We start from the raw sequence: 12,033 nt of genomic DNA on the forward strand, positions 1-12,033 counted from the left end.
ACAACGAAGTGAAACAGAAAGCCAAACAAAGAGTTTAGAACTTTCTCGTGAAAAAGCACAACGTGATCTTGATTCAACCATTATACGTGCACCATTTGATGGAATTATAGGAAATTTAACAGCAAAAACGGGAGATTTTGTTGTAAATGGCCAACGCCTTGCAGCATTAGTCCCTATCCATGCACTTTATATCGAAGCAAACTATAAAGAAACACAGTTGCAAAATATTCATGCGGGACAAAAGGCTTATATTTCTGTTGATGCCTTCGAAAAGGAGGTCTTTACAGGAACAGTGCTTTCTATTTCACCCGCAACGGGTGCTGTTTTTTCTCTTCTTCCTCCACAAAACGCGACGGGTAACTTTACAAAGATTGTCCAACGTATTCCGGTACGTATTTCTATTCCAGAGGAAATCTTAAAGACCGGACATATCCGGGCAGGAATGAGTGTTTCAGTAGAAGTTGATACACGGACAAAACCACAAGATAAAAGCCTCTTATAATAACAAGTAAATGACCTCATTATTATGACATCTTCGATACCAAAGCCCATACAGTCTCAAGAGCGCATAGAAATCCGTAACATTGTGATTTTCATCGTTATGGCCTTTGGCATGTTCATGGCGATTTTGGATATACAAATCGTTGCTTCCTCTTTAGCTGAAGTTCAAGCTGGTCTTGCTGCAAGCTCTGAAGAGATTTCATGGGTTCAAACTTCCTATCTCATTGCTGAAGTCATCATGTTACCCCTTTCTGGGTTCTTAGGAAGATTGCTTTCAACACGCGTTTTCTTCACCATATCAGCAGTCGGGTTTACGATTACTTCTGTTCTTTGTGCAACAGCAACATCTATTGGAGAGATGATTATCTATCGTGCATTGCAAGGTTTTATCGGTGGTGGAATTATCCCAAGCGTTTTTGTCGCCTCTTATGTTCTTTTTCCTCCTTCCAAACGCCCAGTTGTTACCCCTGTTGTTGGACTCGTGGCAACACTCGCCCCCACGATTGGTCCAACGGTCGGTGGTTATCTCTGTCATCTCTTATCATGGCACTGGCTTTTTCTCATCAATGTGCCTTTTGGGATTATTATTTCGATTCTCGCTTGGAAATTGATTGATTTTGATAAAGCAAATCCATCTCTCATGGCTAAATTTGACTGGTTGGGGCTCATTTCTATGGCTGTTTTTCTGGGAACTTTAGAGTATGTCCTAGAAGAAGGCGCACGTCATGATTGGCTAAATGATCGGCTGATTCGGGACTTATTCATTATCATGATCTTGTCTGCCGCCCTCTTCTTCTGGCGCGCATTTACGGCAAAAGAGCCTATTGTTGATCTTACGACTTTTTCTAATTTTAATTTTTCTGCTGCATCCATTTTTTCCTTTTCTTTAGGGATAGGTCTTTATGGACTCACATATCTTTATCCCGTTTATTTGAGCCAAATCCGCCATTATGATGCCCTCATGATTGGAGAAACATTGTTTCTTTCAGGGTTTGTCATGTTATTAACGGCACCTCTTGCCGGATATCTTTCCGCACGAATGGATGCACGTTTGATGATGGCGATAGGACTTTTTGGCTTTGCAATAGGAACTTGGATGGCGAGTTCTATCACGGACAACTGGGATTTTTGGCAACTCTTTTGGCCGCAAGTTTTCCGTGGTGCTTCTGTAATGTTATGTATGGTTCCTGTTAATAACATTGCCTTAGGAACACTGCCGCCAGAACGCATGCAAAATGCTTCTGGACTTTTTAATCTCACACGGAATCTGGGTGGAGCTGTAGGGCTTGCCATTATCAGTACTCTCATGACAAAACGCACAGACTTCCATTACGAACGAATAGCCGAAACGCTGAACTACGCAAACAGACAAGCAACTGAAATGCTTTCAAAGTTTACTTTATTTTTCAAGACAGAGACCTTTGATTCATATACGCTTGCTCTTTCTCAATTGTCTGGTATGGCACGCATACAAGCAATGATTATGGCTTTTAGTGATATTTTCTTTATCATAACCATTACTTTTGGACTTTTGGCATTTATGACCATTTTTCTCAAAAAAAATACCGCCCCTCACTGATTCTCCACCAAGTCACTGAGTTGAATTTAAAGTGAGAAATACCTTATTACTATTCTCGATAACTTTATCGTCCCTTAAGGAAGAAGATAAGTCAGCATATGATCCTAAACAACTTTTTCTGATAAAAATTCTTTTCAATGCATAACTCTTTAGACATAAAAAAATAACATCTCACATGAAAACTTATTTTAGATGAGAGGATAGTAAAATAAAGACTTGATCATAAGGGCTCTACACCATAGAAAATAAAGCAGCTCTTTCTGTAATATTTTTGATTTCTCACCATAGGGCAAAAAAACTATTAAAAAAAATATTTTCCCTCTCATGAGATTTCTCATCTTTCGGACAATCTATTTTACGCTACTGTCCTCATAAAAACGATCCTGTAAGATTCTGTGCGCTTCACTCTTTTTAAGCTTACGAGAATGGATCACCTTTTTCTTTTCCTATTCTCCATGGTGTCCTCTTTCTTTGAAGTATTTCATAAAAGATTGATGATTCTTTTGAGTTTTATTTACGTCCCCATTTCCTTACGATCAGAAGCTGCTACTCTATATAGAGCAATGATTTTTTGATTCTGCATATAAAATTTGAAATGAGAATCCTGTATTCGACACGCTCATACCACTTGAAAAACATTGTCTTTAGAAGCTATTCTCTTTAGAGTAAAAAGGTAAGAATATGTTTTTTTAAGAAGTTTTCAAACATGTAATTTTATTTTTTATGCTCTGTACAAACTCTTTGTTGCCTGCCAATAGGCTCTCTTTTTTACTGCCCGCAGTATCGAAAAACAAAATAAATACAATCTTCAAGCCACTTTATGATGCTGAAAACGCCTAGAAACGGCTCGTTCTCCGCTCGCAACCAAAGTGCCATAACAACCAGAAAGATAGTGTGGTATCAGTTCTAAGCCTTGAAAACGATGCTTTTCGTAAGGACCAGGCATAGCTAAATTTTCTGTTAAGCGATTTGAAAAACCAAAACGTTGATAAAATTCAAAATCTCCTACCAATAAAATAGCGCCATATCCTAATTTTTTGGCTGTTTCAATTGCATGGCGGACTAAAATTGATCCTATTCCCATACCAGAACATTCAGTAGCAACAGCCAAAGGTCCCAAAAGTAAAGCATGTTGTGTTTCATTTTTTTCTTTTAAAAAAGACACATGCCAAAGACGTACACTGCCCACAAGCTCACCAAATACATTTTTAACCACAAAAGAAAGCCCTTGAGCCGCTAACCGACCACGACGTAAAGCCTCTGATGACTTACGTTTACGTCCACGCCCCATCGTTGCATCAAGCAAAATTTCTCGATAAGGCTTGTCTGCTTCTTGCTCCAATAAAAGTGTAAAACATGCCCCATTTTTTGTTTGAAAATTAATCATGTTCATCTCGATGACCCACCCTCTTATAGTGCAATGACGAGCACAGCAAAAAATCTAAAAACACCTATCGTTACAAGGAAATTTCAGATCACATACGATCGTAAAGGTTCAAAACCATTAAAGGCAACAGATGCGTAAGTTGCTGTGTAAGCACCCGTTCCATGAATCAATATCTTATCTCCGATCGTTAGGGATAAAGGAAGCGGATAAGGTGTTTTTTCATAGAGAACATCTGCCGAATCGCATGTTGGTCCAGCTAAAATACAAGGCTCCATAACCTTATCATCATGAGGGGTCTCAATAGGATAACGAATGGCTTCATCCATCGTTTCAGCAAGACCATTAAATTTTCCAATATCAAGATAAACCCATCGGACATTATCATTATCAGCTTTTTTAGAGATCAGAACAACTTCTGTGCGAATAACACCCGCATTGCCAACCATAGCACGCCCTGGCTCAATAATTGTCTCAGGAATACGATTGCCAAAATGCTTTTTTAATGAATCAAAAACTGCCGTACCATAAACTTGTTCTGTAGGAACATCTTTTAAATAACGCGTTGGAAAACCACCCCCCATATTCACCAACTTCAGTGAAATACCTTCTTGTTCTAAATTTTTAAAAACCGCAGCGACATCCGATAAAGCACGATCCCACGCACTTAGATCAACTTGCTGAGATCCAACATGAAAAGAAACACCATGGGCTTGCAAACCTAATTGGTGTGCGCGTTTTAGCACATCAACCGCCATAGAAGGGACACAACCAAACTTTCGTGACAATGGCCACTCTGCACCTTTTCCATCGGTAAGAACGCGGCAAAAAACCCGCGCTCCTGGAGCAGCACGTGCAATTTTTTCGACTTCTTCAATACAATCAACCGCATAAAGTGAAACGCCCAATGCATAGGCTTGTGCGATATCACGTTCTTTTTTAATCGTATTCCCAAAAGAAATACGCTCTGGCGTTGCCCCTGCTTTTAAAGCCATTTCAATTTCTGCAACAGAAGCCGCATCAAAAGAAGATCCTAAAGAACTTAGCAAACGCAAGATTTCAGGAGCTGGATTGGCCTTTATTGCGTAAAAAATACGAGACTGCGGCAGAGCTTTTTCAAAATTTAAATAGTTGTCACGAACAACATCAAGATCAACAATTAAGCATGGACCTTCAGAACGATGCGTTGCAAGAAAATCGCGAATACGTTGCGTTGCCATCTGCAATTCTCCTTGAGGGAATGCTCCCCCACTCTATGCTTGGACAGCCAAAACTGCCAAAAGCCAAAGGACAAAAAACACACAACAACCATCCCCATTCTGATCACCAAAAACCAGAAATTAGCATTGCATGCAGCGAAAGAACAGCGCGAAAGCCGCGTTATTCTACTTTATCTGCCTTTTTGATTGGAGTTGAGAAAACCACTTCCGCACTGAAGGCAATGAGGTGTGCCTCTATAGTAATCCCAGCATTTAAAAGCTGGAAGACACCAGAAAGGCCCGCACCGTCGTTGCTTCAAGATGTCCTCATTTTTGCAATTGGCTGCAAGAATGACTGGAGCGGTTAGTTCCAGGTACCGTACCGGTTGACCTCACCATTTGAGAACCAGCGGACACCCACAGGCACGTGCGACTTTGGGCAAGGAGTCCTATAAAACGAATCCTCTCTCATTTCAATCATTTTTTTATTTTTAAACATTTTTTAATCTTTCAAGAGAACATGATGCTAAAAAGCAACACTCTCCGCCACCAGATAAAGCCATCCGCCCACTTTTATGAGATCACTCCCCTACACAATCCGTACAACAGAAATCACAATCTTGCTTTAAAAGCGCCTCTTGTTTAGCTTTCCCATTCTATTTTTCCAACATTCTTTATAAAAAAAACGCAACATATCACACTCAACACATTCATTTATAATTGATACTTTCATTATTCTAATCTTAGATCAAGAATCCAATCTTAAAATACTTTCATTTTCCCCTCTCTTACAAATGCATCAATCACAATCATGTCTTTTCACATCACAAGTGTAAACCAGCGTGTGGCTACAAAAAAGTTGAAAAAAAGAGTAAAATATCTCTTATAAATCCTTTTAACGTGAGGAATTCCAACATTGAAATCTGGGGATATCTGGACTGAAGCAGCAGCATCTTTAAAGATAACGATATCCTTCCCCCCATCACCCCTTATCTTGCTCACTAATATCCTAAAAAAACATCCGTACTTTCAACATCCATTTCACCCTATCCTTAAAGCAAGAGATCATGTAAAATCACTGTATAATAGAGCCGATATGGTATAACTCAACTGCGTTTCACCATCTTGAAGCTTCATAAAAGAGCGAGCCGATCATCATCACGCACTAAACCAATGTGCAACAGCTCTTGACATTTAAGAGGATTCATAAGAGGCATATCTTTCTTGTATCATTTTACTCTACAGGACTTTCCTCGCTTGTAATGTGCAAAAGACATGGATTTTAATTGATTCAATATAGAAACAGACTTGGAATGAAAAAAACCTCACAATATTCAGATCTCTTATTCAAGATGGAAACAGTAAATTATTATAAATCAATGTTCTAGACTGTTCGTCAACGGCTTTTCTATTTTAAAATGAAAAGTATTTAAAAGATACAATCTCCTATCAAATAAAGCAGAGTGGAAAATCTATAATGATTATTTATCAATCAATAAATTAATGTAAAGAAAAAGACCGAAAAACATCCGGTCTTATGAAATATTTTTCTACCAAGATAAAGGCGATTCTCTCTTGAATTTAAAAGAAAAATGCTAAACCTTAAATCCCTACACAAGGATATTCTTACGTTCCTTGATGCGCATCAATTGCACGCAACTTCAATAATTGGAATTGTCTATGGCGCTCACGAAAACGCTCTCTATCCGCTTCACTACGCGTGTTATAACAAGCCTCACAAGAAACACCTTCCTCATAATGAGGCGATAATTTGCTTTCAGCATTCAGAGGAGAACGACACGCGCGACAGAGTTCGCGTCCACATTCCTCAAGACCATGCTGCACAGAAACCCGCTCATCAAAAACAAAGCATTCTCCCCACCATAAACTTCTCTCTTTTGGAATTGTTTCCAAATATTTCAGAATTCCTCCTTTTAAATGGTACACTTGGTCATACCCAAGTTCACGAACATACGCTGTTGATTTTTCACACCGAATACCACCTGTACAAAACATAGCAATTTTCTTTTTTTTCTTCAAATCAGCTTCATGTTGACGCACCCATTCAGGAAATTCGCGAAATGTTTTAATCTGTGGATCAATCGCTCCTTGAAAACTCCCAATTGCATATTCATAATCATTCCGGGTATCGATCAAAATTGTCTCTTCATCTTGAATAAGAGCATTCCAATCTTCAGGCTCCACATAAGTCCCAACAACTTTTAGCGGATCAACCCCTTCAACGCCCATTGTTACAATTTCCTTTTTTAACCGCACTTTCATGCGATGAAAAGGCATTTTTGATGCCCATGAATATTTAATTTCCGGCGTTTGAAACGCTGGCACAGCCGTAATAAAATCGATCAACGCCTCAATCGCTTCACAAGAACCAGCAACAGTTCCATTAATTCCCTCTTGTGCTAAAAGGAGGGTTCCTTTGATATCCTTTGCCCGACATAAATCCTGCAAAGGCTTTTGTAATTGACGATAATGCTTCAAATCTGCAAAGCAATAAAGTGCAGCAACTTTAAAATTCTTTTCCATGTCTTTTGCCATAACGCGCGTTTCATCTAATTTCAAGATCTATTCATTTACTCTTTAACATATTGTGCTTAATCAAACGATATAAATAATATCCTCTCGAAGAAAGAACATTATGTGCCAAAAAAGAGAAACCCTTTTATCATACCTCCAAGGACAAACTGTTATACCTATTTTGACCATCAACAATTTACAAGATGCTGTACCTTTAGCACGAGCTCTTGTCAAAGGCGGATTAAAAACAATTGAGATCACCTTGCGAACACCACATGCTCTCAAAGCCATTCAGATAATGACACAAGAAGTCCCTGAAGCTATTGTTGGGGCTGGAACAATTCTCAACACAACACACTACGAACAAGCCGAACAAGCTGGAGCAAAATTCATCGTAAGCCCTGGATTATCAAATGAATTAATCAATTGTGCAAAAAATAGTGAAATTCCGCTTCTTCCTGGTGCAATGACCCCAAGTGAACTCATGCAAGCTTTAGACAAAGGCTATTCATATCTTAAATTTTTCCCTGCCAAAACCGCTGGAGGTCTTGCCTTCATCCAAGCGTTAGCCTCTCCTTTCTCTGAAATTTTCTTTTGCCCTACAGGCGGTCTAACACAAAAAAGTGCAACACAATGGCTCCAACTTCCTAACGTCTTCTGCGTTGGCGGTTCTTGGATAGCACCCCAACAGCTGATTGCTATAAAGGATTGGGATTCGATGAGTGCCTTAGCGCATACTGCGTCACAACTCTTCTCTCACTTTACAAAAACGCACTCTACAACATGAAGGTGCGGACGCATTATTTGTTCCTTCAACGAGACCAAAGCTTTCACACATCCTTGCACAATCTTTTAACATTGCCATGGAACCACAAATCATCACCCGATCTTCATCAGGATGAATTTTGGGCAAGCCTGTTGTTTCAAAAAAAACACCGCTCTCCATAACAGCCGTAATACGTCCCATATGCACAGAAGATTCACGCGTGGTCATAGGGTAAAATTTCAACTGTTGTGCATATTCCCCAATCAATGGATCTTGTTGCAAAGAGCAAACAAGGTTTTTTGCATAAGCCAACGCATTCTTTTCATGCGATGTTTGAAAAGAACAACTTCTGAAAATTTTTTACAAAGTTCAGGATCACGAATAAGGTTTGCAAAAGGAGCACCAGCCCCTACCATCACTCTACAAAAGCGCGCTCTACAACATAAGTCGCAGGAACATTATTCGCCCCTTCAACAAGACCAAAGCTTTCACACATCCTTGCACAATCTTTTAACATTGCCATGGAACCACAAATCATCACCCGATCTTCATCAGGATGAATTTTGGGCAGACCGGTTGTTTCAAAAAAAGCACCGCTCTCCATAACAGTCGTAATGCGCCCCATATGCTCAGAAGATTCACGCGTAGTCATAGGATAAAATTTCAACTGTTGTGCATATTCCCCAATCAGTGGATCTTGTTGCAAAGAGCAAACAAGGTCTTTTGCATAAGTTAACTCATTCTTTTCACGCGTTGTTTGAATAAGAATAACTTCTGAAAATTTTTCATAAGTATCCGGATCACGAATAAGGCTTGCAAAAGGAGCAACCCCCGTTCCTGTTGAAAGGAGATAAAGGCGTTTTCCAGGAATAAGAGCATCCAGAACCAAAGTTCCTGTAGATTTTTTACGCATAAGGACTGTATCACCGATTTTAATTTTTTGCAGATGCTCAGTTAATGGCCCTCCTGGAACTTTTATCGAAAAAAACTCAAGCTGTTCATCCCAAAAGGGACTTGCAATCGAATAAGCACGATAAATCGGCTTTTTTGCATTTGGCAAACCGATCATAACAAATTCACCCGAACGAAAACGAAAACTTTCCGGACGATTCAGGCGAAATTTAAACAAACGATCTGTATAATGATAAACTTCTTGAACCGTAAGAGCGTATACATTCTCAGGAATCGGAAAATTTGAAGCAACGCTGCTGCTGTTTGACGGAACATTGGTAGCAGACGTATTCATACACTTCCCCATATCTTTATTGAACGTTAAATTTCGAATCCCTGACGTGATATAGTACGTGCATCACCATCTGCCAACAATTTTCTTAAAACAAAAGTCTTAAGATTAACACTTTTATGTCCAAATCAATCGCATGAAGAAAATGCCAATACAAATTATATTCAAAGAAAAATAAAAATCTTGAGCCTTAAACAATCACTACACTTTCTTCGCTTTTAACACACAACGCATATTTTCCATTGTTAAGAGAGCCATGCAGGTTCATCAAAACAACCTCATCCGCAACCAACAGCCTAACATTGCACTCTTCAAAATGATACAATACAATAAATTATGCTTTATTTTTTTTAATATGCCTCAACAAGAGAAAATAAGTAAAAATCAAAAGTCTATGTTCCACAAGTTATCAGAAAACACCGTGTTGCTAACAACACAAATAAAACTAAAATATCTCTTATATCCAGAGTATCATTTTAGATAAAAAATGGCTTTCATGGTACATAATTCAGTATGGGAGATTTATGATTTTGACCGTCGCAAATAGTATCTTTTCCTTGTATCCTAAGGAACCTCTGTAACATAACTAAAGAAAAAGCCGTACGCACAAACACAGATAAGATTTTAAAATGAACAAATCCGCTAATGATGAAATAAACACATCACTCTATACCGCTGTCGCAACCATTAATGTCAGTGCCATTGTTGCCAATTATATCACTTTAGCCAAACGTGTAGCGCCAACACAATGTTCAGCCGTTGTCAAAGCAAATGCCTATGGGCTAGGCGCTCACAAAATTGCTCCTGCCCTTTATCAAGCGGGTTGTCGTACTTTTTTTGTTGCTCAAATTAGAGAAGCATTGCACTTAAAAAGCATTTTACCATCAGATGTCACGATTGCTCTTCTAAATGGACTTCCACACTTAGCAGAAGAATTTGTCGCACAGTCTGGTATTGTGCCTGTCCTAAACTCTTGGAATGCCATTGAAATTTGGCAAAAGATTTGTCAAAAAAAGGATAAAAAATTTCCAGCAATTGTTCAAATCGATACCCATATGAACCGATTAGGACTTGATCAAAAAGAATTACAAAAACTCATCAAACGCCCTACAATTTTTGAAACCGCAGACATAAAATATATTCTCAGTCACCTTGCTAACGGAGAAGATGATACCCACCCATCAAATGATGCCCAATTAACCTCTTTCAAAACAATCCTTGCGCAACTGCCGCCTTGTAGAGCTTCCTTTGCCAATTCTGGAGGTATTTTTTTAGGTATGGATTTTTATTTTGATCTTGTTCGCCCCGGTATTGCACTGTACGGAAGCGACCCTTCAGGAAAACACGCATCCCTTCTCAAACCTGTTTTAAAACTTGAAGCCCAAGTTCTTCAAAACCGTGTTGTTGATATAGGCACACCTGTTGGTTATGGAGAAGCTTTTATCACCAGCAGACCAAGCACTCTTGCAACCATTTCTATTGGCTATGCAGATGGTTGGCTTCGTGCTCTTTCAAATAAAGGAGCTGTTTATTTCAATGGATATAAACTTCCCATGGTTGGACGCGTTTCTATGGATTCCATTATTGTAGATACAACCGATCTTGATCAAAAACCTCAAACAGGTGACTGGGTAGAACTCATTGGTCCCCATCAAACACTTGAAAAGGTGGCTACAGATGCCAACACCCTTCCCAATGAAATTTTAACATCCCTTGGATCACGCTATAGATACATTTACACATGAAAGACTTTTTAAACAAATAAACCGCTACAAATCATCAGCTTAGAAAATCAGAGAGCTTTACCGAAAGTTTTTACAACAATTAATCGCATAAAATGATCATGAGACACCGCATATTCACAAAGTTCCCCCAATAAACAAGTTGATAGGCTGTTTTATAAAAGTGGACTTCACCCAAAACACAAAAATTGAACCTCTTTTTCACATAAATTAACGGAAAAGAATTCATTGCCAAGTTTTTAAAATGAATGCCCAATTTGGTCAAAATATTCATTCTCTACATACGGAACAAAACAGCCAATCTCGTAAGTTTCTCTCGTTTTTAGCCTTTTTCCCTCGTTCATCGTGAGCAACAAATTTATTCTTTTGCATACCACAAGCTGGATTGCGTATAGATAAAAATGATTTAGGATAGGGAATAAGACCCTTATGAACCATCTCAAGTGCCAAAGGTTATACCATTAGGCACTCTCACGAAGTGTATGAAAGCAAAGTGCATGATGATGCCGGATTATGCCTTCACAAGCGTAAAGATAGGATACCCAATAGATTTGTACGATATACCCTTCACGAGCCGCCGTCGCAAAATAAGATTGGAAGCGAAAGGTCTCTTTAAAAGAAACACGTGAATCAATAACCCAAGTATATTCTGTTTGGGGCATTCTATTTTACATGAGAGTTGTGACCCCATTAAAGAACACAATAAACAAAAGCATGAGGCAATGTGGAAGCTCCACTCTTAAAAAACATTGTTTTAGATGCTTTTGAAATCTGTAAAGCTAAATTAAAAGGAGATGACAAACTGAGGATTGATTTTCACCTTTACAGCTTTTACATTTTTCCAAAATGAGATTGTCTTTCAATTTTAAAGATAACCCCACCACAGATACGCAATCCCCTCGCCCTCATCTGGCATAAAAAAGCTGGAACTTACTCATAAAGCTCTTTTTCTCTTCAATCTCTGTCCCCAATATGATGCTGTGTTAGATTTGGATGTAGATTGATAGGCAACAGCTAAAGCATACGCACTCTCAAGAAAATAATGCCATAAAGTCAAAAACTAACCTGCAATGAACTGGAAAGA

The 12,033-nt window shown here is 38.8% G+C and carries 8 protein-coding genes and 2 pseudogenes (1 of these 10 running past the window's edge); 4 read left to right on the forward strand and 6 right to left on the reverse strand.

The features are described 5' to 3' along the window. Window positions 1–502, forward strand: the 3' portion of a protein-coding gene (locus tag D1093_RS08460; protein ID WP_120101972.1) for an HlyD family secretion protein. It extends 593 nt beyond the left edge of the window; only the last 502 of its 1,095 coding nucleotides appear in the window; its start codon lies beyond the left edge, outside the window; the stop codon is at window positions 500–502. 24 nt (window positions 503–526) lie between these two features. Then, window positions 527–2,099 (forward strand): annotated as a pseudogene (locus D1093_RS08465) (DHA2 family efflux MFS transporter permease subunit). A gap of 789 nt (window positions 2,100–2,888) precedes the next feature. Here the strand turns inward: D1093_RS08465 and D1093_RS08470 are convergent. From D1093_RS08470 to trhO, 3 genes are all read right to left on the reverse strand, one after another. Then, window positions 2,889–3,473 carry a GNAT family N-acetyltransferase gene (locus tag D1093_RS08470; RefSeq protein WP_120101974.1) on the reverse strand — a complete coding sequence of 195 codons (585 nt, stop codon included), beginning with the start codon at window positions 3,471–3,473 and terminating at the stop codon, window positions 2,889–2,891. Between the two features lie 77 nt (window positions 3,474–3,550). Next, the gene (locus D1093_RS08475) at window positions 3,551–4,684 is read right to left on the reverse strand and encodes a type III PLP-dependent enzyme (RefSeq protein ID WP_120101976.1); all 1,134 of its coding nucleotides are present in this window, start codon (window positions 4,682–4,684) and stop codon (window positions 3,551–3,553) included. A gap of 1,605 nt (window positions 4,685–6,289) precedes the next feature. Then, window positions 6,290–7,207: an oxygen-dependent tRNA uridine(34) hydroxylase TrhO gene (gene trhO / locus D1093_RS08480; RefSeq protein ID WP_120102399.1), complete on the reverse strand. Its 918-nt coding sequence runs from the start codon at window positions 7,205–7,207 to the stop codon at window positions 6,290–6,292. 112 nt (window positions 7,208–7,319) lie between these two features. On the opposite strand from trhO, the gene eda reads away from it, so the two are divergent. Beyond that, the gene (eda, locus tag D1093_RS08485; protein WP_120101982.1) at window positions 7,320–7,985 is read left to right on the forward strand and encodes a bifunctional 4-hydroxy-2-oxoglutarate aldolase/2-dehydro-3-deoxy-phosphogluconate aldolase; all 666 of its coding nucleotides are present in this window, start codon (window positions 7,320–7,322) and stop codon (window positions 7,983–7,985) included. Here eda and D1093_RS08490 read toward each other — a convergent pair. Next, window positions 7,955–8,374 (reverse strand): annotated as a pseudogene (locus D1093_RS08490) (ferredoxin reductase domain-containing protein); the annotation flags it as partial. The gene eda and the pseudogene D1093_RS08490 sit on opposite strands and share 31 nt — an antisense overlap. 5 nt (window positions 8,375–8,379) lie before the next feature. Next, the gene (locus D1093_RS08495; RefSeq protein WP_120101986.1) at window positions 8,380–9,210 is read right to left on the reverse strand and encodes a ferredoxin--NADP reductase; all 831 of its coding nucleotides are present in this window, start codon (window positions 9,208–9,210) and stop codon (window positions 8,380–8,382) included. Window positions 9,211–9,836: 626 nt separating this feature from the next. On the opposite strand from D1093_RS08495, the gene alr reads away from it, so the two are divergent. Beyond that, entirely contained in the window at window positions 9,837–10,952 is a 1,116-nt protein-coding gene (gene alr / locus D1093_RS08500) for an alanine racemase (RefSeq protein ID WP_120101989.1), read from the forward strand. A 458-nt stretch (window positions 10,953–11,410) separates the two neighbouring features. Here the strand turns inward: alr and D1093_RS08505 are convergent, their stop codons facing one another. Further along, window positions 11,411–11,611 (reverse strand): hypothetical protein, encoded by a 201-nt coding sequence (locus D1093_RS08505; protein WP_120101993.1) that lies wholly within the window; start codon window positions 11,609–11,611, stop codon window positions 11,411–11,413. Window positions 11,612–12,033: the final 422 nt, after the last annotated feature.

Origin of the sequence: Bartonella kosoyi (assembly GCF_003606325.2) — a bacterium.
Taxonomy (GTDB): domain Bacteria; phylum Pseudomonadota; class Alphaproteobacteria; order Rhizobiales; family Rhizobiaceae; genus Bartonella; species Bartonella kosoyi.

Excerpts from the sequence above, each read along its gene's own strand:
- D1093_RS08470 (WP_120101974.1), bottom strand. The coding sequence starts at position 3,473 with ATGAACATGATTAATTTTCAAACAAAAAATGGGGCATGTTTTACACTT.
- D1093_RS08475 (WP_120101976.1), bottom strand. The coding sequence starts at position 4,684 with ATGGCAACGCAACGTATTCGCGATTTTCTTGCAACGCATCGTTCTGAA.
- trhO (WP_120102399.1), bottom strand. The coding sequence starts at position 7,207 with ATGGAAAAGAATTTTAAAGTTGCTGCACTTTATTGCTTTGCAGATTTG.
- eda (WP_120101982.1), top strand. The coding sequence starts at position 7,320 with ATGTGCCAAAAAAGAGAAACCCTTTTATCATACCTCCAAGGACAAACT.
- D1093_RS08495 (WP_120101986.1), bottom strand. The coding sequence starts at position 9,210 with ATGAATACGTCTGCTACCAATGTTCCGTCAAACAGCAGCAGCGTTGCT.
- alr (WP_120101989.1), top strand. The coding sequence starts at position 9,837 with ATGAACAAATCCGCTAATGATGAAATAAACACATCACTCTATACCGCT.
- D1093_RS08505 (WP_120101993.1), bottom strand. The coding sequence starts at position 11,611 with ATGCCCCAAACAGAATATACTTGGGTTATTGATTCACGTGTTTCTTTT.